The 21,083-nt window shown below is 67.8% G+C and carries 17 protein-coding genes; 8 read left to right on the top strand and 9 right to left on the bottom strand.

The genetic code is table 11. The features are described from left to right. Nucleotides 1-169 precede the first annotated feature (169 nt). The 7 genes from ACFPAH_RS06400 to ACFPAH_RS06370 form a co-directional block, all read right to left on the bottom strand. A complete protein-coding gene (locus tag ACFPAH_RS06400; protein ID WP_379742335.1) occupies nt 170-2,575 on the bottom strand; it encodes a M1 family metallopeptidase in 2,406 nt (801 codons plus the stop codon). 145 nt (nt 2,576-2,720) lie between these two features. After that, nucleotides 2,721-4,208: a serine hydrolase domain-containing protein gene (locus ACFPAH_RS06395; protein WP_379742332.1), complete on the bottom strand. Its 1,488-nt coding sequence runs from the start codon at nt 4,206-4,208 to the stop codon at nt 2,721-2,723. A gap of 170 nt (nt 4,209-4,378) precedes the next feature. After that, nucleotides 4,379-4,831 carry a PEP-CTERM sorting domain-containing protein gene (locus tag ACFPAH_RS06390; protein WP_379742329.1) on the bottom strand — a complete coding sequence of 151 codons (453 nt, stop codon included), beginning with the start codon at nt 4,829-4,831 and terminating at the stop codon, nt 4,379-4,381. Nucleotides 4,832-4,993: 162 nt separating this feature from the next. Continuing rightward, nucleotides 4,994-6,127: a HupE/UreJ family protein gene (locus tag ACFPAH_RS06385; protein ID WP_379742326.1), complete on the bottom strand. Its 1,134-nt coding sequence runs from the start codon at nt 6,125-6,127 to the stop codon at nt 4,994-4,996. Then, a complete protein-coding gene (locus ACFPAH_RS06380; protein WP_379742323.1) occupies nt 6,124-7,296 on the bottom strand; it encodes a hypothetical protein in 1,173 nt (390 codons plus the stop codon). Before ACFPAH_RS06380 ends, ACFPAH_RS06385 begins: the two co-directional genes overlap by 4 nt. A gap of 71 nt (nt 7,297-7,367) precedes the next feature. Next, the gene (locus ACFPAH_RS06375; protein WP_379742320.1) at nt 7,368-7,649 is read right to left on the bottom strand and encodes a hypothetical protein; all 282 of its coding nucleotides are present in this window, start codon (nt 7,647-7,649) and stop codon (nt 7,368-7,370) included. A 10-nt stretch (nt 7,650-7,659) separates the two neighbouring features. Beyond that, a complete protein-coding gene (locus ACFPAH_RS06370; protein ID WP_379742998.1) occupies nt 7,660-9,147 on the bottom strand; it encodes a DUF4331 domain-containing protein in 1,488 nt (495 codons plus the stop codon). Between the two features lie 265 nt (nt 9,148-9,412). On the opposite strand from ACFPAH_RS06370, the gene ACFPAH_RS06365 reads away from it, so the two are divergent. After that, a complete protein-coding gene (locus tag ACFPAH_RS06365) occupies nt 9,413-10,003 on the top strand; it encodes a sigma-70 family RNA polymerase sigma factor (protein ID WP_379742317.1) in 591 nt (196 codons plus the stop codon). Next, nucleotides 10,000-10,704 carry an anti-sigma factor gene (locus tag ACFPAH_RS06360; RefSeq protein WP_379742314.1) on the top strand — a complete coding sequence of 235 codons (705 nt, stop codon included), beginning with the start codon at nt 10,000-10,002 and terminating at the stop codon, nt 10,702-10,704. Before ACFPAH_RS06365 ends, ACFPAH_RS06360 begins: the two co-directional genes overlap by 4 nt. Here ACFPAH_RS06360 and ACFPAH_RS06355 read toward each other — a convergent pair. Next, nucleotides 10,691-11,092, bottom strand: coding sequence for a response regulator (locus tag ACFPAH_RS06355; protein ID WP_379742311.1), 402 nt, complete (start codon nt 11,090-11,092; stop codon nt 10,691-10,693). The genes ACFPAH_RS06360 and ACFPAH_RS06355 overlap by 14 nt on opposite strands. Before the next feature lie 234 nt (nt 11,093-11,326). Next, nucleotides 11,327-12,370 carry a hypothetical protein gene (locus ACFPAH_RS06350; protein WP_379742308.1) on the bottom strand — a complete coding sequence of 348 codons (1,044 nt, stop codon included), beginning with the start codon at nt 12,368-12,370 and terminating at the stop codon, nt 11,327-11,329. A 217-nt stretch (nt 12,371-12,587) separates the two neighbouring features. Here ACFPAH_RS06350 and ACFPAH_RS06345 point away from each other — a divergent pair, with 217 nt between their 5' ends. The 6 genes from ACFPAH_RS06345 to ACFPAH_RS06320 all read left to right on the top strand — a co-directional run bounded on the left by ACFPAH_RS06345 (nt 12,588) and on the right by ACFPAH_RS06320 (nt 21,008). Continuing rightward, entirely contained in the window at nt 12,588-14,069 is a 1,482-nt protein-coding gene (locus ACFPAH_RS06345; protein ID WP_379742305.1) for a hypothetical protein, read from the top strand. Next, a complete protein-coding gene (locus tag ACFPAH_RS06340; protein ID WP_379742995.1) occupies nt 14,069-15,550 on the top strand; it encodes a hypothetical protein in 1,482 nt (493 codons plus the stop codon). The genes ACFPAH_RS06345 and ACFPAH_RS06340 overlap by 1 nt, the downstream gene beginning before the upstream one ends. 19 nt (nt 15,551-15,569) lie before the next feature. Continuing rightward, nucleotides 15,570-16,004: a hypothetical protein gene (locus tag ACFPAH_RS06335; RefSeq protein WP_379742302.1), complete on the top strand. Its 435-nt coding sequence runs from the start codon at nt 15,570-15,572 to the stop codon at nt 16,002-16,004. A 30-nt stretch (nt 16,005-16,034) separates the two neighbouring features. Then, entirely contained in the window at nt 16,035-19,688 is a 3,654-nt protein-coding gene (locus ACFPAH_RS06330) for a tubulin-like doman-containing protein (protein ID WP_379742299.1), read from the top strand. A 12-nt stretch (nt 19,689-19,700) separates the two neighbouring features. Then, nucleotides 19,701-20,570 carry a hypothetical protein gene (locus ACFPAH_RS06325; RefSeq protein WP_379742296.1) on the top strand — a complete coding sequence of 290 codons (870 nt, stop codon included), beginning with the start codon at nt 19,701-19,703 and terminating at the stop codon, nt 20,568-20,570. Nucleotides 20,571-20,654: 84 nt separating this feature from the next. Then, nucleotides 20,655-21,008 (top strand): hypothetical protein, encoded by a 354-nt coding sequence (locus ACFPAH_RS06320; protein WP_379742293.1) that lies wholly within the window; start codon nt 20,655-20,657, stop codon nt 21,006-21,008. Nucleotides 21,009-21,083 lie beyond the last annotated feature (75 nt).

Below are 21,083 nucleotides of genomic sequence, written 5' to 3'. Positions count from 1 at the left end.
TGTCTGGGTATTGTAAAAATACGAAACCGGCGGACGCGCTGTCACGCGGCCACCGGTTCAATGCAGGGTGGACGGCTCAGCCGTCCACGCGTTCGACGCACGTTCGATGCTCGGCTGCTCCGAGGCTGGTTGAACGCGTGGACGGGAAAACCCGTCCACCCTACGGTTATTACTGCACTGCCGGCACCGTCTCCTTCTTCGGCTGCTCGGCGGTCGCGGCCTTTTCGTCCTTGGTCTTCAGCTTGGTGTTGAAGTCCTTCATCATGTCGTTGCCCGGCGGCTGGGACTTGAACAGTTCCAGGCGCGACGGGGTCAGCTTGCGCGGCCAGGCGTTGTTGCTCTGGTCGATGTCGGCCGTTTCCCAGTACGGGTCCTGGGTCAGTGCCACCATCGGCTCGTCGGTGACGATCAGTTTCGTGATCTTCTTCGGCGAGTAACGCCACACTTCGGCCGGGATGCGCTCGACATACTTCTTGCCGCTCTTGAGTTCGATTTCCAGTACCAGCGGCGTCACCAGCCCGCCGAGGTTGGAGAAATCGACCAGGTACAGGTGCTTGCCCGATGCCAGCAGCGCCTTTTCCCAGTCCTCCAGCTTTTCCTGGGTCTCGTTGAACTTGTTACGGTCGGCATTCGTGACCGTGAACTCGTCGTGCTCGTTATAGAAGTCCTTCAGTTCCGGGTGCGCATCGACGCGACGCGGCATGCCCTTGTTGCGCTGGTCGGAGAGCGAGACCGGCTCGGCCTGTTTCAGCTTGCGCCGCCAGGCCTTTTCGATTTCCGGATTCTGCGAGCTGACCGTGTATTCGCTGATGCCGTCCACGCTCACGTCGACCGCGTCGGTCGTGTAGAACCAGCCGCGCCAGAACCAGTCGAGGTCGGTGCCCGAGGCGTCTTCCATGGTGCGGAAGAAGTCGGCCGGGGTCGGGCGCTTGAACTTCCAGCGGTTCGCGTATTCCTTCAGGGCGAAGTCGAACAGCTCGCGGCCCAGCACCGTCTCGCGCAGCACGGTCAGCGCGGCGGCCGGTTTGGCATAGGCGTTGTTCCCGAACTGCAGCAGCGACTCGGAATTGGTCATGATCGGCACCTGGTTGCGGCTCTTCATGTAGTCGGTGATCAGGCGCGGTTCGCCGCGCATTTCCGGCCACTGCTCTTCCCAGGCCTCCTGGGCCAGGGTCTGGACGAAGGAATTGAGACCCTCGTCCATCCAGGTCCACTGGCGCTCGTCCGAGTTGACGATCATCGGGAAGTAGTTGTGGCCGACTTCGTGGATGATCACGCCGATCAGGCCATATTTCGTGCGCTTCGAATAGGTCAGCTCGCCGGTCTTCTTGTCCTTGGTCGGACGCGGGCCGTTAAACGTGATCATCGGGTATTCCATGCCGCCCACCGGGCCGTTCACGGAAATCGAGGTCGGATACGGATAGTCGAAGGAGTACTTGTTGTACTGCTCGATGGTGTGGACGATGGCCTGGGTCGAGTAGCGCTCCCACAGCGGGTTGCCTTCCTTCGGGTAGTAGGACATCGCCATCACGTCGTTATCGCCGCTCTTCATGCCCTGGGCGTCCCAGATGAACTTGCGGCTCGAGGCGAACGCGAAGTCGCGCACGTTCTTCGCCTTGAAGTGCCAGGTCTTGGTGGCGCCGTTGCTCACGGCTGCGCGGGCTTTTTCGGCCGCTTCCGCCTCGGCCTGGGTGACGATGATCACCGGCTTCTTCGCGGTTTTCGCGCGCGCCAGGCGCTCGCGCTGGGCAGAGGTCAGCACCGAACCCGGGTTTTGCAGCACGCCGGTCGAGGCCACGATGTGGTCGGACGGCACGGTGATCTCGACGTCGTAGTCGCCGAATTCGAGCGTGAATTCGCCGGCGCCGAGGAACTGCTTGTGCTGCCAGCCGTAGACATCGTAGTAGGCGGCCATGCGCGGGAACCACTGGGCGATCTCGAACAAGTCGTTCTTGTCGTCGAATTTCTCGTAGCCGGAACGGCCGCCGAGCACCTTCTGCTCGTTGATCTTGTAATTCCATTCCACGCTGAACGAGAAGCGCTGGCCCGGTTTCAGGGGCTGCGGCAGGTCGATGCGCATCATGGTGCGGTTGATGACGTGGGGCAGCGTGCGGCCGTTCGCCTTCACCGAGGTGATGTTGAAGCCGCCCTCAAAAGTCAGGCCTTCGAAGGTCGTGCGCAGCGCGTCGAACTTCATCCCTTCTTCCGGACTGCGCGGCTTGACCCAGGCCTCGCGCGACACCGAGGTGGCCGACATGCGGGCATCCGAATTCGGCTTGTAGATGTTCTGGTCGAGCTGCAGCCAAAGGTAGTTCAGGGTATCGGGGGAGTTGTTGTGATACGTGATCGTCTCGGCGCCGCGGATCGCGCGGTTCGCCTCGTCGAGCGTGGCCCGGATCGTGTAGTCGGCGCGCTGCTGCCAGTAGGCGTGGCCCGGCGCGCCGGAGGCGGTGCGGACAGTCGTTGCGGTCGGCAGCAGCTCGTCGAGCTGGCGGAATTTGTCGTCGAACGGATCGGCCGCGAAAGCGGACATAGTCAAGCACAGCCCCGCCAAGGCGATTGGCAAACGTATCATGTTTCCCCTGTTTTTATAGATGGAATAGGAGAAACTATTCTAATGGTATCTTTCAGGCAAGCCTTCGGCGGATTTGTAAAAAAGCTGATACATGATGCATATGTATGAGCGGCCCAACAGTCCGCCGCGCCGGCCTTGCCCTGCTTTATTCCGCTTTCTTGAACGGCAGGTCCGACGAGCCGGACACGATGCGTCCGCCATCGCCGTCGATGCGCAATTCGAGCTCGCGCGAGAGCACGAACAGCACCGTCGGCGAAGCCGCATGCAGGGGTTCCCAGGCATCGGGGCGCAGGGCGATCATCAACTGGCCGTCGCGGCGCGCGATGACGAAGTTGCCCAGTTGCCTGGTGGTGTAGCGCCCGGCGAGTTTTTCCTGCTCCGCCGCCGGCAGCGCAATCGCCTCGCGCAGTTTGACCTGGTAGGTCGGCCACTTGTACTCGAAGGCGACCGCGCGCGCGATGGCGCCGGCCAGCGCGCCGCCGTTGGCGCCATTGGTCATCACGACCACGCCGTCGCCACCTTCCTTGCCGCTGCCCGCGTAGGCAAACAGCGTGTTCTGGTAGCCCGTGTTGCCGCCGCCGTGGGCGAAGCTCAGCGTGGCATCGCTCCCGTCGACGTTCACGCCGAGGGCGTAGCCGTTTTTCACCGGCTGCAGCATGGCGCGCGCCATGGCGGGCGAGAGCACGCCCTTGCCGCCGCCGAGGCTGCGTTGCAGGTCGATGGCGAAGCGGGCGATGTCGGTCGGGGTGGTCCAGAGGCCGGCCGCTGCCAGTTCCGGATAGGTGTAGGGGCCGCCGGCATAGGGCTTGCCGCTGCCGTCGTGCGGCAGCGCGGCGCGCGCCAGCAAGGTGGCCGGCAGCGGCTGGGAGAAGCGGCTGTCCTTCATGCCGATCGGCCCCAGGACGGTGTCCGCGAGGAGCACGTCGAAAGGCTTCCCGCTGCGGTCGATCAGCGCCTGCTGGACGATGCTGTAGCCGCCGCCCGAATAGCGGAAGGCGCTGCCCGGCGCCGCATCGACGCGCACCGGTTTCGTATTCGCCGGACCGGCGCCGTCGAGCACCTGCACCAGGGTCGGCACCGGCTTGCCGGCAGCGTAGCCGGGGAAGCCGGACACGCTGGTGCCGCCGGTGTGCGACAACAGCTGGCGCAGGCTGACCTTCGTGTCGCCATTCGCGCCCTGCGGCAGTTTCCAGGAGTCGAGGAGGGTGTTGACGTCGGCATCAAGGTCGAGTTTCCCCTCCTGTACCAGGCGCAGCGCGGCCATCGCCGTGACCGGCTTGCTGATCGAGGCTGCCTGGAACAGGGTGTCGGCAGTGACGGCCGGGCCGCCGGCATGGGTGATGCCATAGCCCTGCGCCCAGGCGATCTTGCCGCCGCGGATGACGGCGATGCTCGCGCCGGGCACGTTCAGCCGGCGCATCTCGTCGGCCAGCGTGCGTGTCGATTCCTGGCCGGCCAGCGCGACGGGCTGGCGCAGGCCGCGCTCGATGCGGGCGATTTCGTCCTTGGTCGCGGCGAAGGTGGGCAAGGTCACAGCGACTGCGCATACCGCGGCGGCGCGGGCCAGCATGTGCAAGGCATGCCGGGCCTCACGGCGCGGGGCAAGGGCGGGATAACGCAGGGTCTGGAACATCGCTTCCTCCGAATGGCTTATCGATAAATTGTTATTTTCGAGAAATATTTTATCGTTAACAATCGGTCATTAGTCATTTTAGTTTTATTGAAACAAATGCATCATTTCTTCAAACCTGTATAACTCGGCGCTTCCCTGCCAGCCGCTGCTGGCCGGTCTCCCGTAGACCCTTACGCCTTCTTCTGGCTCGATACCAGCAGCCCCGCAAGTCCAATCGACAGGATGGCAAGCGTTCCCGGCTCCGGCACGCCTTCTTGCGGCGCCGGCAGCACGGCAGTGGCGCGCATGGCGCTGCCGGCGGCGGCCCACCTGCCAGGCGTGTAGGCGCGGCTATCGTGCTCAGGGTGATCGTGGGCAGACCCGAACGCGCTGCCTGCAAGGCTCTTCGCAGCCGGACCGGCGGCCGACAGGTCGACCCCGTAAAAACCCTTGAAGCCCACCGGCGTGGCGGACAGGGTATCGGCTGCCGTGTCGGCGTGCAGGCCGCTTGGCTGCAAGGGCTGCTTCAGCGGCTCGGGTAGCTGCACGCCGGCGCCGGCGTCATCGTGCCGGATGCTGGCGGCATGTGCAGAGGTAAACGACCATGCGGCGGCGGCAACCAGCCATGCCAGGGCGGTGTTCATGTGGACTCCTTCAGATTTCTTATTGAATTATTGTTCCCTTTCTTTCAAGAAGCATATTCCGTGCCGCAACTTTAATTGCTATAGGAATCAGCAAGTTGGCGCGCGTCGCCATTCGGAAAGGCCGCCCACTGTAAGAAAATCCGACAGCGAGCGGCGTGGCCGCTAGGCCATCAACTGCAGGTCGAACGCCCGTTCGGCCAGCCACACCAGCGCCACCAGGGCGATGCATACCGAGCCGCCGGTCATCACCACGCGCCGGTAGAAGGGGCCGCGGCGCAGTGCGAAGGCGAGCGGCAGGAAGACCGCGACGATCGCCAGCTGGCCCAGTTCGACGCCGACGTTGAAGCCCACCAGCGACACCACCAGCGCGTCCCGCGGCAGGCCGAGGTCGGCCAGCACGCTGGCAAAGCCGAAACCGTGCACCAGGCCGAAGCCGAAGGCGACGACCGCGCGCCAGCGGTGGTACACGGGCCACAGGTTGTTCAGGGCGGCCAGGATCACCGATGCCGCGATGGCCGACTCGACCAGGCGCGAAGGCAGGGACAGGGCGCCGAGCACGGCCAGGCTCAGGGTCAGCGAGTGCGCCAGCGTGAAGGCGGTCACGATCTTGAGGACGTCGAAGGTCGCCGCCTTGAGCGTCTCGCGGCCCTGCCACTGGCCGTCGCGGCGCACCAGCACGGCCGGCAGCAGCAGCGAGAGCAGGAACAGGATGTGGTCGAAGCCGATCCAGATATGCCAGGTGCCGTGGCGCAGGTAGTCGGCGAACTGGCGCCAGCGCCCGGGCTGGGCGACCGCCAGCGTCTGCCGGCGGGCGTCGGGCGCGAAGATCGCGCTGCCGGTGGACTGGCCGTGCGTCAGGCGCAGCAGGCCCTTGTGCTGGGGATCGATGTCGAACAACAGGCTGTAGTCGAGCGTCAGCGCATCGACCGGGGCGGCGCAGGCGCCCTCCAGGCGCAGCACCGAATAGGCGCCGTCGGTATGCTGGTCGACCAGCTGTCCGGTCACGCGCAGCAGGCAGGGCTTGCCGTCGCCGGCGAGTTTCAGGCGCGCCAGCGCGTAGGCGGCAATCGCCTCATGGCGGGCGCGCACTTCGTCCCAGGTCAGGGCCGCGTCGCCGTCGGCGTCGATGCCGACCGCCATCTCGAGGTCGCGCAGCGCGATGTCCCACTGGCCCGTGATCCGTTCCTGTTTTACGTCGAGGGTCAGGTAGCTGTCGCTCGCCTTGTGGGCCTGGGCCGGCAGGGCGCATGCCCACAGCAGGGCCAGCAGCGCCAGCACGTTCGAGCAGGTCCTCATGCCTTGCCTCCCAGCCGCGCCACGGGCGCGGCAATGGTGGCGTCCTCGATCCGGCTGCGCGCCAGCCAGGCCAGCACGAAGGCGCGCGCCTCGGAGTCGCCGCTGGCAGCGGCTGCTTCGGCCAGGATGCGCAGGTCGGCCGGCTCCTTCTGCACTGCCCAGTTCAATTTGGCCAGGCGCACGGCGGCGGCGGGATCGGCGCGCAGCGCCAGTTCGAAGCGCGCCTGCTCGCGCTGGTGCACGTTGTCGCGGCGGCGCATGGCCGCGTCGAAGCGCGCCGCCAGCTCGCCCGAGGCCCGGCCCGCCTCCGGCATGCGCGCCGCCTTCAGGGCGATCGTGTAGCGCAGCAGCAGGGCGTCGGCGGCCGTCTTGTCCTGCAGCAGGCGCACGACCTGCTGCGCGCGCCCGGCGTCGAGCAGGAAATCGGCATACGCCGCCAGCAGGTAGCTGTCGGCCGGGTCGAGGGCGAGCGCTTCGCGGAAATGCGCTTCGGCCGCGGCGCCGCGGCCAAGGCGCGCCGCCATCTCGCCGAGCAGGGTGGCGGCCCAGGTGCGGATGGCCGGCCCGCTCTCGGAGCGCGCGGCATAGGTGCGCAGCAGGCGTTCGTAGCTGGCGCCGGCCTGGCCGCTGACGCTGCCCACGTTCGACAGGCAGCTCTGTACCACCAGCTCGGGCGCGCGCGAATACAGGCGCATGCAGCTGGCGCGGGACCCGGCAAAATCGCCCGTGATCAGCTGCACGGTGGCGCGCGTGAGCCAGGCCTGGCTGTTGCCGCTGTCGCGCGCCAGCACCTGGTCGAGGTCGGCCAGGGCGGCGCCGAACTGGTGGGTGCTCTGGCGCAGCGTGGCGCGCAGCACCAGCACTTCGGAAGGCGGCTGCGTCTGCGACCACCAGGGCGCCAGCGCCGCTTGCGCATAGCCGAGGTAGCGCGGGTCGCCGTCGCGCCGGCTTTGTTCGATGTAGCGCTGGGCCAGCAGCGTGGCCTGGCCGAGGTCGCCCGGGTTGGTGCTCACGGTCGTGCGCAGGCGCTGCAGTTCGCGCCGCGCCGGACCGGCGCCGCCGGGCAGGCGTTCGAGCACCTGCGCGCCATTGGCGGGAATGTACGGCGCCGCGCCCGCGCTCCCGACGGCGCAGGCGAGGACGATCGGGATCAGGGTCTTGCCGGGCATGGCGGCTCCGAATAAGGGTGACGGAAGCGAACGCGGCGGGACGGCGCACCGTCCCGCGCGGATCAAACGATTCAACCGACCGGCTCGGGCTCGGTGTTCTCGGGTTTGGTCTCGGTCACGGCGTCGATCGACTCCGGCTCGCTGTCGTCGAGCAGGCTGCCGACGCGCGCCATCACGTAGGCAAAGAAGGAGTCGGCGGCGGCCGGCGGCGGCGGCGGCGCGCCGGCATCCGGCGGTGCCTGCGGCGGTGGATCGTCGTTGCTGCTGCCGCAGCCCGTCAGGGCAAGCGCCGCGCACAGCAGCGCCGCGGCAAGCGAGCCGCGCTGGTATCTGGAAAGGAGGTGGTCGGACATGGCGCGCTCCTTACTGGTTGCCCGGCAGCGGCGTGTTCAGGTAGGGGAAGCCGGCCTTGAAGCTGGCCGCATCCTTGCGCACGCCGTCGGTCAGCGGCAGGGCGCCGGCCGGCGCATCGCCCGGTTTGCAGCCGACGCCGAGCGTGTCGCCGGCGCCCGTCAGGACGCACAATGCACCCATGGCCACGCGCAGCGAGACGTCGACGATATCGTCGCCCGGACGGCGTCCGTTGGGAAAGCCCGCGTTGTCGCCGGCGGCCACGCCGAGCGGATTCTGCGCTGCCTGGGCGGTGGGCTCGATGCCCGTGTTCAGGCGCAGCATTTCCGAGGCGACCACGTTCTTCGGCTGGTTCACGCCCGGGAGGCCCTTCAGGAAGGCCGTCACCAGGTCGGTACGGGGGAAGTTGGTCGGCGCCTTGGCCGAGGGGAACAGGGTCTCGACGACCGCCGGCAGCACCGGATTGGTGACATAGTTGGCCCACTGGGCGTCGTCCTTCGGCTTGGAGGTGTTGAAGCGGTCCTTGTCGTCCATGCCGATGATGACTTCGTTCACCAGCGGCATGCCCACGCGCGACACCTGGGCCCAGGCGCCGCCTTCCTTGACGGCGGTATTGATGCCGGAGGCCGGATTCGGGTTGATCAGGCGGGCCTGGCGCATGCTGGCCGTGGCAAAGGCGCCGATCACCGGTTCGCCGGCGGCGACCAGGCAGCCGACCGGCAGCTCGAGGGCGATCGAGCTGACGTTCTTGTTTTCGAGGTCGTTCTTGTTGCCGCCCGCTTCGGCGCCGAGCGGGTTCAGGTTGAACAGGTCGAAGATCTTGCCGACCGCGATGTAGAAGGGCTCCTTGCGCTGGCCGACGAACACGCGGCCCGTGCCGCAGCCGGGCACGGCGATGTCGTAGATGTGCTGGTTGGCATAGGTTTCGTAGCCGCCGGCGCCGCCGAACACCTTGTCGCCGATGTTGTCGACCGGCTTGTCGAATTCGGTGGCGCCATTCGCCCCCGCCAGGCGGGTGCGGGTGCCGCTGCGGCGGTCGCCGCGCACCATGTCGATGCTGTAGGTTTCGCGCACGTTGAGCGAAGCCGGGTTGACGCCGCTGATCGTGGAGGAATTGATCAGGGGGATGAGTACCTGCTTGCCGCCGATGTTCAGCGCGGTGCGCTTGGAGGTGTTTTTAAAGCGGATCTGGAAGGTGATGTCTTCTTTCGCATCACCATTGTTGTCGACGTGGATTTCGTACAGGGCGTTCTGGTCGAACTGGTAGAAGTTCGGGCCGCCCTGCGGATCCTGGAATGGAATGTAGTTCGCGATCATCGTCACGAAGCCGGCGCGTCCCGGGGCATAGCTGCGGAACATGTAGAAGTCGGTGCCGTCCACTTTCGGCGAATTTGTCAAAAATGGCGCCTCCCTGTGACTGGATGCATAGCTAGGCGCGGACAGCGCAAGGAGCGTGGTTCCAGTGAAAACGGCGGCCGCCCATAGGGATTTTTTCTGCATTTGTCTCATCTTGCTCTCCGGTTAACTGCACAATTTAATTGCTTGTTATGTTGCAAATTTGATGATACTGAGTATGCGGCAGGCCTGCCGCGCGATTGGATCAACAGGGAAATGTTCCCCCCCCGTATGCAGGCTGCATGGAGATATACGCAGGCGCAGGCAGACTGGATTCAATTTATTTTTTGTTAGTACGCGAGCCCAGCTGTGGTATTTTCGATACCGACATCACAAGGGCCACGACCATGCTTCCATCGACAGGTACGAATTGAGCACCGCTGCGACTCCCGTCGATCCGGCGCAGCTGCGGGCCTGGCTGCAGGCGGCGGCGCGCCGCGACCGCAGCGCGTTCCGCTCGCTCTACGACGCCAGCTCGCCGCGGCTGTATGGCCTGGCCTTGCGCATCCTCGGGCGCCGCGAGCTGGCCGAAGAGGTGGTGCAGGAGAGCTTCGTGGCGATCTGGCACCATGCCGCCGAATACGAGAGCGCCCTGTCGGCGCCGATGACCTGGATGACGACCATCGTGCGCAACCGCGCTTTCGACCTGTTGCGCCGCAACCGCCAGGAGGCGGCCGGCGACGCCGGCACGCTCGACGGCAAGGCCTTCGGGTCGCTGGAGGAGCTGGCGATGACGCCGGCCGATACGGTCAGGATGAGCGGCGAAGCGCAGGCGCTGGCCGACTGCATGGCGGCGCTGGAAGAGAAGCACCGGCAGGTGGTCGGCATGGCCTTCTTCCACGACCTGTCGCATAGCGACGTCGCCCACAAGCTGACGCTGCCGCTCGGCACCGTCAAGACCTGGATCCGGCGCAGCTTGGCGCGCCTGCATGCCTGCCTGAGCGCGCGGGGGGCCGCATGAACCTGCGCGGCAACGAGACCTTGCGCGAGCGCCTTGCCGCCGAATATGTGCTGGGCACGCTGCGCGGCCGCGCCCGGCGCCGCTTCGAGGGGTTGTTGCACGACGACGCCGCCTTGCGCCGCACGGTGCGCGAATGGAACGGACACCTCGGCGCGATGGCCGAATTCGTGCCGCCGGTACAGCCGCGTCCGCAAGTCTGGCGCGCGCTCGAGGCACGCCTGGGCTGGCAGGCGGCCGCACCACGCTGGCAGTTCTGGCGCCGCGGTTCGCTGGCCTGGTGGCGCGGCGTCGCACTGGCCTCGTCCGCGCTTGCCGCATTGCTGCTGGTGGCCGTGCTGCAGGCGCCTCCGGACGCGCCGGTGGTCACCGACATCGCCAGCCTGGCCGACGAACAGGCGCGGCCCGCGCTGGTGGTCACGGCCGACCGCGAGCGCGCACGGATGACGGTCAAAGTGGTGGCCAGCGTGCCGCTGACGGCGCGCCAGGCGCTGCAACTGTGGGCGGTGCCGCGCCAGGGCAAGCCGCGCTCGCTGGGTGTGCTGGGCGCCGGCCGCGAACTGAGCTTGCCCTTGCCGGCGCACGCCATCGGCGAGGAGGTCGCCGTGCTGGCGGTCAGCCTCGAGCCCGCAGGCGGCTCGCCGAATCCCGACGGGCCGAGCGGGCCGATTCTCTACAAGGGAAGCTGGGTCAGGCTGATGTAGGCGCTGCGTGCCGCGCGATGCGCGCCTTGCCGCCGGTGAGGGCGTCGAGCGTGGCCAGGATGGTGTCGAGCTGGACCGGCTTGACGAGGTAATCGTCGAAGCCTGCCTCCTGCGCGAGCCGGGCCGAGTCGGGGGACAGGTAGCCGGTGATGGCGACGATCAGCGCGGTAGCCGTTTCCGGTGTGCTGCGCAGTGCCGCGCACAGGTCGAATCCGCTCCCGTCCGGCAGGAAGACGGCCGTGAACACGGCATCGGGACGGAAGCTTGACGCGGCGCGGCGCGCCTCGGCGACACTTGTTACGGTCTGGACCGTATGACCCATTCCGGCGAACAGCGTCGTGAACAGGTCGCGCGTTTCCTCGCTGCGGTCGGCCAGGAGAATCCGCAACGCCTGCTTTCCACATGTGTTTGGAAGCATGTCGGCTGCCCTGTCGTTAACATCGAAACCCAGTATGGGCGCTGCGGCAAGGAAAATACAAGGAATTTGTGTTTACTTGAGGTAATAAAGCGGGGAGATAGACGTCTTCGGCGCTATTAACGACAAAATGTCACCGGGCGACACATTGCGCGCTGCCGCGACGGGCAGGGCGAGGCACTGCTCGCGCAGTGCTGCCGGCAGCCGCTACACGGTCCAGGCGCCGTCCGCGTACACCTGCTCGTCGCCCAGGTAGACGGCGTCCGTCACGGCGAACACGTCGATGTGATAGCGCGCGTCCTTGCGCTTGAAGCCCGGTTTCGGATAGACGCCATGCTTGGCGCCGAGCGAGAGGTGGATGCCGCACATGCGCTCGTAGGTGCCGATGTCGTCGACGCGCCGCTCGCGCGTAAAGGCCCGGTTCATGCCGAAGCCCAGTTCGCGCACCCAGACCTCGCCCTCGTCGGCGCGGATGATGTCGAGCACCTGCTGGAACTCGGGCGTCGCATTCTCGGCCGCGACCACGCGCCCGCGCTCGACGACGATCGTCACCGGTACCTCTGGCCGGTTCGACAGATACGAGGTATCGCCGAACACGTGCACCTGGGCGCGGCCGTTCACCGCTTCCAGGTCGAGCGCCTCGGTGAACACTTCGCCGATCGGGAACTGGCCGCCGACATTGTTCATCCCGCTGTAGTCGCCGATGTTGAGCTTGGCCGGTTCGAGGGCCGACGCAAAACTGAGCGTTTCGCCGCCGCCGCACACGCGCGCATGGGGCGCCGCATCGATCCGGCTTTTCAGGGCGCGGCCGACGCCGCGGAAGTAGGCCGGGTCGTAGGCCAGCGCCTCGATGTAGTGCTCGCCCTGCGCGCCCGGCATGCGCGACAGGTGCACGTGTTCGATCACCTTCAGTCCCAGCTTGAACAGCTCGACGCGGATGCGGAAGGCCTCGAGGCGGAAGTTGGTCGACTGCACCAGCACCACCAGGTCCTGCGGCGCCAGCGCGCGAAAGCGCGCCAGCACCGTGGCCGGCTCGACGCTGTCGAAGTCGAGGAAGGTCCCGTCCGGCAGGTTGCGGCGGTAGGCGTCGACCAGCGCGCGCGACAGGCCGGTGCGGCTGTCGAACACGACCAGCGCGCGCCGGCCGGGACCGTGTTCGATGGCGATGTCGAGGATGTTGCGCAGGTGGCCGGCGGCCGCGTCGACGGCGTGGGGCGGCAGGTCCGGGGAGGGCAGGGAAGTGGCGGTCATGGCGTGCAGCGGGCGCGAGCGGGCGGTCGGGAGAGACCGGCATTATACGGTTCTACGCCGAACTTCCTGCCACAGACCCATATTTCGCTCCCAAGGGTGCCGTCTGGCGCTACCGGGTGAACAGCGCGCCGCTTGGGGTGTGGGGGCGTTATGATTTAGACAGCAAGGACGGCCCCTGCCGGGGCCGCGGCATGCATATTTCACAGGCGGCGGAGCGATGGCAATTAGATGGGAAACGCCGGCCAGTGTCTGGCTGGAGGACGAATCGAGCGGGCAGTTTGCGCTGCAGGCCACGCAAGGCCTGGGGCAGATCGACTGGCAGGCGCATGCGCGCGGCCGGCTGCCCGACTGCGCCCACCTGCTCGGCGCCTCGCTGCCCGCCTCCTGCAGCTGCGCCCCGATCTACCCGGAAGGCTTCGCCTTCTGCCCGACCTGCGGCCGCCCGCTCGACAAGCTCGCCGGCCGCGTGCAACACCGGCCCGAGTGGTGGGGCGCCTACGGCGACCAGCGGCTGCCGCGCCATGTGCCGCACGGCTTGCCGGTTACCTCGCTGGCGCTGGGCGACAGCCTGGAGGAGCGTCCCGCCGCGCCCGCCATCGGCCGCGCCGAGCTGGCCATGCCGGTGCCGCCCAACGCCCATTGCGTGTTCGCCGCCGGCAGCTACGGTTTTCCCGAGCAGCGCCTGCTGGCATTGGCACCAAGCCGCGGCGTGCTGCAATACTGGGACCCGCTGGCCCAGCTCTGGCATGTGATGGCGGCCGAGCATCCGGGCAGCGAACTGCGTTTCGTGTCGAGCCAGTACGGCTGGCTGCCCGCCACCCACCCCGCGCGCGGCGAGGTCGGCGTCGTGCCCACCGAAGCGGGCCTGGTGCGGCTCTGGATCAATCCCGTCAACGAAAGCTATCGCACCGAAGTGCTGGTCTCGGGCCAGATCGCATCGAGCCCGGGCCTGATGCGGCGCCGCGTCGGCTGCCTGTGCGTGATCGAGGGCGCGCTGCACCTGCTCGACGCCGATACCGACTTCTCGAGCGGCGAGAACTACGAATGCGCGGACGCGCCGACAAGCGGCTGGATGCGCCCGATCGGCTACGACAACCGCCTGTTCTGGCTGCACCAGCAGGGCCAGCTGGCATGGCGTCCGGGCGAGGCGCCGCGCTGGCGGCCGTGGCCGCGCGGCTGGGCGCCCAAGCTCGAATTCGGCGGCCCGACCCAGAGCCGCGACGGCCGCCTGTGGCATATCGGTCACGATGGCCAGGCCTATTCCTTCCTCGAGCTGGGCGCCGACAACCCGCAGGTCGAGCCGATCGACGGCGCGCGCCTGGGCTTTGCCAACCTGCTGTTCCGGCGCGGCCACCCGGTGCCCGGCGAACCCTGGTCGGCCGAACACGTCGAGGACGTGAACGAGGAGGATTCCCTGGTGCTGCCGCTGCTGCGCAGTTTCAACAACAACCGCAGCCAGCCGAGCGGCCTGGTGCTGCGCTTCCACGCCTACACCGGCCGCGCCGAGGAAGCGCTGGCCGGGCGCACGATTCCCCGCACCACCATCGAATGGATCGGCAAGCGCAACGTGATCCTGGACGAGGTCGCGCGCCTGGCGCGTCCGCTCGAGTGCGTGCCCTTCGTCTACGACGGCGCGCTGTGGCTGCACCATCCCGACTGGAACGCGATGCGCGGCTGGCGCCTGGAAGAGTTGTCGTGATGGCGTTCCTGGTGCGCCTGTTCGCCTGTCTTGCGCTGCTGTGCGGCGCAGGGGCGGTGGCGGCGGCGCCGCATGTGTTCCTGGTCCAGAACTCGGGCTGGATGGAACCCTTCTACAGCGATCCCGCATCGCCCTTCAAGCCGCTGGTGGCCGAGCTGGCGCTGGCCGTCGCCCGGCCCGGCGACGCGCTGGTGCTGGCCGCCTTCAACCAGTCGCAGCCGAACGCGCCCTCGCCGCGCGCGCTGGTGTCAAGCACGGTCGGCAAGGACACGCGGGCAGAGGTGAGGCAGGCGCTGGCTGCCCTCGACACCGCCCGCAAACCGGGCGGCGCGCTGGCCGACACCGACCTCGGCGAAGCGGTGGGCGCCGCCATGACGCAAGCGCTGGGCGGCAAGGACGGCATCGTCTGGCTGGTGACGAACAACCGTAACAGCCCGAACAACGACCAGGCGACCGCCCAGCGCAACCGCGAGTTCTACCAGCTGATCCACGGCGGCGAACGCATCCGCACGGCACTGGCCTTCCCGCTGCGCATGCAGGTGCAAGGCCGGCACTACCGCGCCAACGGCCTGATGATCTATGCGTTCGCGATCGGCGCCGGCGGCAAGGCGGCGCTCGACAGCCTGCTGGCGTCCGGCAGCGTCAGGCAGGTCATCACCGAGCCGCCGGCGCGCCTGAAACCGCTCGACCGCGACACCGTGCGCCTGGTGCCGCGCAAGGTCGGCAACGCCCCGGGCGTGGAATTCGCCATCGGCGAAAACGGCGTGCTGCGCGCCGACATCGCGCCGGATGCGACTTCTCCGAACGCGAGGATCGACTGGCACCTCGAGAACACGATGTACCCGTACACCATCGCCAGCGCCACCCTGAGCGCGCGCTCGAAGCTGGGCGCCGAGAACCGGCCCGTGACCCTGGCCAGCACCCGCGTGCGCGACCTGGCGCCGGGCAAGCCGGTGCCGCTCGCGTCCACGCTGCAGCTGCCGGTGGCGCAACTGCCCGGCAAGTGGTCGCTGGAAGCCTTCCGAGCCGCCGGCTCGGCCTATGTGCTGCCGGGCGCGATCGAAGTGCACCTGGCGGACCAGAAGCTGGCCCTGTCGCAGGGTTTTCGCGAGCGCATGGCGGCGCTGTTCCCGGGCGATCCGCTGCCCGAGATCTTTACGCCGCCCAGCGCCATCGAAGCCTCCACCGCCGTGCTGCCGCTCGAAGTGCGCGTGCACTACGGCAGCGGCCCGCTGCTTGCGGCGGGCGCCGCCTTGCTGGCGCTGCTCGCGGCGGGCGGTGCTGCGGCCTGGGCCTGGATGCGCCCGCGCCAGGCGCTGGTGACGGTCGAGGACGAAACCCGCAGCATGCACAGCCGCGCCGGCGCCATCCAGCCGATTTACGACAAGGCGGGCAATGAAGTTGCCCGCCTGAAGACAACCCTGTTCGGCCACCAGTTGATCGACCTGCGCGAAGGCGCGCAGGTCCGACTGGGACGCTGAACCATAAGGAGAACCATCCATGCAAGCGACCGCCCAGACCGACCCCGGCTTCAAGCTCCCGGCCGACAAGAACACGCCGGACGACCCGCTGCCGAAAACCAGGCCCGAGACGGCCGACACCGGCACGCTGGAGGTGCAGCCGGGGGTGCCGGCGCCGGCCAAGGACACCTCCACCCGCGACGTCGCCATCGGCGGCGCGATCTTCCTGGTGCTGCTGATCGTGTTCTTCTTCGCCCGCAACGCTTATGTGCACCACCTGGTCGTGCGCCGGGTGGCGCCGTCGACGGCCGGCAGCGCCGGCTGGCTGCTGTACGTCGGCCTCGGTTTCATCACCGGCGCGGCGGTACTGGCGGTCGTCAACGCCAGCAAATACCTGACGCTGGGCGTCACCGGCCCGCTGGTGTTCGTCGGCCTCGTCGCGCTGGTCGCGGCCCTCTTCATCGGCCGCCGCTAACAGCGCGTCCACGCAATCGAAAGAAACGACATGGCAGAACTACCGAACCCCGCATCCCTCGATAGAAAACTCGGCAAGTCCGAACTGAAGGTGGACCTGCGCCCGACGCTGTTCATCGGCGCCGGCGGCACCGGCATGGAAGTCATGATGCGCATCCGCCGCCGCATCCTGTCGGCGGTCTGGAACCGTCACAACCCGACCCGGGTCGAATCGATCGCCGATTTCCCGGTCGCGCGCTTCCTGCACTTCGACCTCGACTCGAACGCCGTCATCGACGAGGGCAAGTCGCAGCGCACCGATCCCTGGTACGAGCTGGTCAAGCTGACCGATGAAGAGCGCCTGGTGGAACCGCTCGATCTGCCCCAGTACCACGAGTCCGACGACAGCCTGGCGCGCTTCCCCTTGATCGAAAAATGGATGCCGCTGCGCCCGAAAAAACTGCGCTCGCTCGGCATCGACCCGTCGAAAGGGGCGGGCCAGATCCGCGCCGTCGCGCGGCTGTACTTGTTCGACAAGTATCCGAAACTGCGCGGGCGCATCAAGGGTGCGCTCAATTTCCTGGGCAGTAATGCCGGCATCGAGCGCAAGGACAACTACCAGCGCCTCGGCCTGCAGGTGGACACCTCGAAATTTCGCATCGTCGTGATCGCCTCGAACGCGGGCGGCACCGGCGCCGGCAGCGCCATCGACCTGGGCTGGATGGCAAAGGCCATCGCGCGCCAGGAAGTGGCCGACAGCCAGGTCGACCTGGTGATGTTCCTGCCCTCGGGCTTCGCCAAGGCCAACAAGGAGCGCACAGAGGCGAATGCCTACGCGACCATGATGGAGCTGGAAACGACAATGCGCGACATGAACGCGCAAGTGAAATGGATGGACCCGGACAGCATCGTCGGGCGCGGCGCCCCTTTCGATGACGTGTATTTCGTCGACACCGCCAACCTCGCCAACAAGGCGACCCAGGACGTCAAGGACGTCTACCAGATGGTGGCCGACACCTTGTTCGAGGATTTCGCGTCGGCCGATTTCGCCAATCGCAAACGCTCGGTCGCGGTCAACCAGCAGCAGCATAAACTCGGGCCCTACAACCCGCGGGTGCCGGAAGGGCGCTTCGGCGACATGCGGTTGTCGTATTCGAAGGTGTATTCGGCCTTCGGCCAGTCCGTGCTCGACACCCAGCAAAGCCTGCGCGAGGACATCCGCGCCTACGAGCTGGCGGCGCTGATGGTCAAGGAGTTCTTCGGTCTCGTGGGACGCGACGGCGCCTTGGCGCGCCGCGCCGGCGACCAGGAACGCGACGCCTTCATGCGCGAGCAGATGGACATGCGCGAGCTGCCCTTCGACGAATTCCCGGATTTTAAAAGGGGGACGGTCGACGTCACCCCGTTCCAGGAATATGCGCTCACGGGCCTGCTGTTGCGCGACAAGGAAGGACGCTCGCTGCTCGAGCGCGTCGAGAGCAAGGTGCAGCTCGAGATGGACCGCATCATGGCCGCCTTCGACATCCCGCAGTGGCGCGAGCGGGTGGCCGAGCTGCTGCCGAACCTGGAGCGCGATGCGATCCGCGAAGCCGGCGCCACCGCCGAGACCAGCGAGGACCGCATCAAGCGCCATACGATAGAGCTGACCGGGCGCCTGAAAGGGCGGGTGCGCGAGCGCCTGTACGCGCTGCTCGACGACCGCAAGCAGGGCGGGCTGGAATTCGTGCTGTCCTTGCTGGAGCAGGTCAAGGCGCGACTGCTGCAGCGCGACCTCGCCAACGCCGAGCGCAACGGCCGGCGCTACCGCGACATCCGCGACGCGCTGCGCACGCGCCAGGTCGAGGAATCGCTGAACAACCTGGGGCAGGCGGCGGGACGCTTGTTCGGAAAAGACGCGCAGGCGCGGGAAGTGATGGCGCACCTGAAGCGCGACATCGCCGACTACCTGCGCTTCCACCTGCTGGCGGTCAGCGCCGGCCAGGCGATCGAGGTGATGCGCGGCATGTCGAGCTGGCTGGGCGAGCCGCAGGCTACCGACGAATACGGCAACGCCCAGTGGAGCGGCATCGCCGGCGAATTCCAGGAAGGGCGGCGCCACGTGCAGGAAATCCTGCACGCGGTCGACGGCCGCATCGCCCAGCTGCGCGCCGACGCGCGCCAGGAGCACGCCACCTACATCAAGCTGGCGGGCGACGTGATGCCGGCGCCGGTACGCCTGAGCGGGGACGTGAGCGCCTGGAGCGAGGAAGTGCTGCTCGAATTCGGCGGCTCCAGCCGCCTGTTCCCGCAACTGGGCGACGAGCGCACCCGCGCCGAGCTCTTGCTCAAACTGTTCAGGCGCGCCCAGACCCAGCTGTCGAACGCCGAGCTGGCCGGCAGCGAGCCGTCCGACCCGCTGCTCGACCGGCTGAACGCGATGACGCCGCAGGAGCGCCAGCGCGTGTTCGCGGAGTGGATCCGCAGTGCCATGCCCTGGATCAACGCGCGCTTCTCGGCCGAGTTCACGCCGAATGCGGACCAGTTCAAATGCTTTATCGGCGTCGGCGATACCGGCGCCTGGCGCAAGATGGAAGGAGAAATCCGCGCTTCGATCCCGACCGGCTTCTTCCATGGCGACCTGGTCTCGATCGTCAACACCGGCGTCCCCGGGCGCGCGGTCTGCTATATCGAGCTGTCGGGCTACCCGATGACGGTGCTGCGCGGCCTGCCGACCTGGCGCGCTTCGTACCAGATCGAAAACCCGAAGATCCCGACCCACCTGCACTTCGATTCGACCCGTTTCCGCCATCCGATTTCGCCATCGATGGACGAACTGAACCGCCTGGCGGACGATTACGAATGGTTTTTACAGGCGATCGCGCTGGGCGTGATCCGGCGCAAGATGGACGCCGGCGACCGCGAGGCCGCCTTCCAGCCGCGCGGGCAATACCTGTTCGAGGTGGAGCCCGGTTCCGGCGAGTGGCTGCAGATCGGTAACGAGTATGCGATCCGATCGAACGGCCTGCCGCCGTATTACCGCGAGCAGGTGATCGCCGCCGTGCGCAACCGGCTCGCTTCGCTCGGGCCGCACCAACTGCTGCTGCTGGCGGCCCTGATGCGCCACTACCAGTTGCGCGTCTACGAGCCGCGCCTGGAGACCGACGAGACCGGCGCCCAGCTGCCTTCGCCCTCCCTGCCGAACATCACGGCGCGCCGCCTGTACGACAGCTGGCTGCGGCGTGCGATGGCGCTCGACCCGGCGCTGTCGAATGCGTCGGTCGACGCCGTGCTGGCGACGATCGGCGAGTGGACGGAAGCCGTACCGGATTCCGCCCTCGATGCCTACAGCTGGGAGGTCGAGCGCCCGCTCGACAAGCGCATCCTGCGTCCGGAGGTCCTGGCCGGCGACGCGCGCGCGGCATCGGTGATCGCAGGCCGCGGCCAGGATGCGGCTACGGCTGCGGCCGCGATTCCCGATCCGGCCCCTGCAGGGCAAGGCGCGCGCTATAAACTGTTCGTCGCGGGCGCGCAGCGCGGCCCGTTCGCGCTCGACGAGATCGCCGGGCAGCTGGCGCGCGGCGAAGTCGACCTCGCTACCCGTGCCTGGAACATGGCGCAGGATCCGCGGTTCGGCAAGTGGCAGGTGCTGGCCGAGATTCCCGGCATCGACGCGCTGCGCGGCCCATCCATTCCCGATCCGGATGACGGCATCCCGGATCCGCAATAACAGGGGAGGGCCGTGCAACACGATTCGATCTTCCGCTGTATCGACCCGGCCTGTGGGCGCACGCTGCCGCGCAGCGTGAACTTCTGCCCTTACTGCGGCACGGCGCAGGCGGAGCGGGCCGCGCCCCCGCCGGCACATGCCGCCGTGCCTGCCGTACCCGAGGCGGCTGTGCCGCAGGCTGCCGCCGCAGTTCCAGCAGTTCCAGCAGTTCCAGCAGCCGCGGCAGCCGCGGCACCCTTGCCGCCGGCGCCGGCGCCCGCCAGCGCGGAGGTGCGCCCGGCCGCGCCGCAGCCGGTCGCGCCGGCCACCACCCCGGGGAGCCGGGCGGCTGCCCCGAGCGGACGGCCCTTGCCGCCGCCACCGCAACTGCCGCCCTTGCCGCCGCTGCCGCCGGCGTCCGGCGCGCGCGCGCAAGGCGCCGGCCCGGCCGCGCCGCCGAAACGCGAGCCGGTGCGCCTGCGCTGGTGGATCCTGGCCCTGGCCGTGCTGTGGGGCGTCTGGCTGCTGGCGAAACCCTCCACGCGGCGCATCGAAGCGCAGATGGACAAGGCCATCGCGCTGGCGCGGGAGTGCAAGCCGCGCGATGCCCAGACCGAGCTGATCGCGCTGCGCAAGACCAAGGCGACCGCGGAGCAGTTGCAGCAGGTGCAGACGGCCCTGAACGACGCCGCCGGCATGTGCACCCGCAAGCGCCAGCGCGACAAGGCCTGGCGCGAGGCGAAGAGCGCGGTCGAGGCGGCCATCGGCGCCTCGTCGGCCGAGCGTGCCCGCCAGCGCCTGCGCGCCTTTACCAAACGCTGGGGTGAAGACGCGGACACGCGTGCCCTGAAACAGGAAATCGACGCGCGCTGGCCGGAACACCGGCGCGCCGATGAATTCTAATTACGAGGTCTCGGGGCGCCTTGCGTGGCGCATGCCTTTTTTGCAAGGTGTATGCTTGCGGAAACACGATCACAGGAGCGAATCATGAAAGCAACTACCCTGTTCGGTGCGCTGCTGGTGCTGGCGGCCGCCGCCGGCTGTTCGCGCGACGACGAGGCCATGGGACCGGCGCAGAAGGCCGGCAAGGCGGTCGACGAGGCCGGCGACAAGGTGGCCGAGGGCCTGCGCGCACCGCTCGAAAAAGCCGACGAGGCCGCGCAGCAGGCGCGCGAACGCGCCGAGGAAGCGCGCCGCAACCTGGCCAAGCGCACCGAGGAGGCGCGCGACAAGATCGTCGACGCAACCCAGGAGGCCGGCCGCGGGCTGGAGAAGGCGACGGAAAAGGTCGGCGAGAAGGTCGAGAAGGCGGGGGAGAAGATGCAGGAAGCGGCGCATTGAGCGCTCGCTGGACGTGGGGCGGTTGCCTGTGCCGTTCGTGGTGTGCGTACTGCGCGTGGGCACGGAGCGCCCACC

The sequence above is a fragment of the Massilia sp. GCM10023247 genome (assembly GCF_042653325.1).
Taxonomy (GTDB): Bacteria; Pseudomonadota; Gammaproteobacteria; order Burkholderiales; family Burkholderiaceae_D; genus Telluria.
The sequence above is the reverse complement of the archived record's forward strand: the minus strand, read 5'-3'. Positions and strand labels throughout refer to the sequence as shown.

What these genes read in the sequence shown, in the direction of transcription:
- ACFPAH_RS06400 (WP_379742335.1), bottom strand. Translation starts at nt 2,575, where the DNA reads ATGATACGTTTGCCAATCGCCTTGGCGGGGCTGTGCTTGACTATGTCC.
- ACFPAH_RS06395 (WP_379742332.1), bottom strand. Translation starts at nt 4,208, where the DNA reads ATGTTCCAGACCCTGCGTTATCCCGCCCTTGCCCCGCGCCGTGAGGCC.
- ACFPAH_RS06390 (WP_379742329.1), bottom strand. Translation starts at nt 4,831, where the DNA reads ATGAACACCGCCCTGGCATGGCTGGTTGCCGCCGCCGCATGGTCGTTT.
- ACFPAH_RS06385 (WP_379742326.1), bottom strand. Translation starts at nt 6,127, where the DNA reads ATGAGGACCTGCTCGAACGTGCTGGCGCTGCTGGCCCTGCTGTGGGCA.
- ACFPAH_RS06380 (WP_379742323.1), bottom strand. Translation starts at nt 7,296, where the DNA reads ATGCCCGGCAAGACCCTGATCCCGATCGTCCTCGCCTGCGCCGTCGGG.
- ACFPAH_RS06375 (WP_379742320.1), bottom strand. Translation starts at nt 7,649, where the DNA reads ATGTCCGACCACCTCCTTTCCAGATACCAGCGCGGCTCGCTTGCCGCG.
- ACFPAH_RS06370 (WP_379742998.1), bottom strand. Translation starts at nt 9,147, where the DNA reads ATGCAGAAAAAATCCCTATGGGCGGCCGCCGTTTTCACTGGAACCACG.
- ACFPAH_RS06360 (WP_379742314.1), top strand. Translation starts at nt 10,000, where the DNA reads ATGAACCTGCGCGGCAACGAGACCTTGCGCGAGCGCCTTGCCGCCGAA.
- ACFPAH_RS06350 (WP_379742308.1), bottom strand. Translation starts at nt 12,370, where the DNA reads ATGACCGCCACTTCCCTGCCCTCCCCGGACCTGCCGCCCCACGCCGTC.
- ACFPAH_RS06345 (WP_379742305.1), top strand. Translation starts at nt 12,588, where the DNA reads ATGGCAATTAGATGGGAAACGCCGGCCAGTGTCTGGCTGGAGGACGAA.
- ACFPAH_RS06340 (WP_379742995.1), top strand. Translation starts at nt 14,069, where the DNA reads ATGGCGTTCCTGGTGCGCCTGTTCGCCTGTCTTGCGCTGCTGTGCGGC.
- ACFPAH_RS06335 (WP_379742302.1), top strand. Translation starts at nt 15,570, where the DNA reads ATGCAAGCGACCGCCCAGACCGACCCCGGCTTCAAGCTCCCGGCCGAC.
- ACFPAH_RS06330 (WP_379742299.1), top strand. Translation starts at nt 16,035, where the DNA reads ATGGCAGAACTACCGAACCCCGCATCCCTCGATAGAAAACTCGGCAAG.
- ACFPAH_RS06320 (WP_379742293.1), top strand. Translation starts at nt 20,655, where the DNA reads ATGAAAGCAACTACCCTGTTCGGTGCGCTGCTGGTGCTGGCGGCCGCC.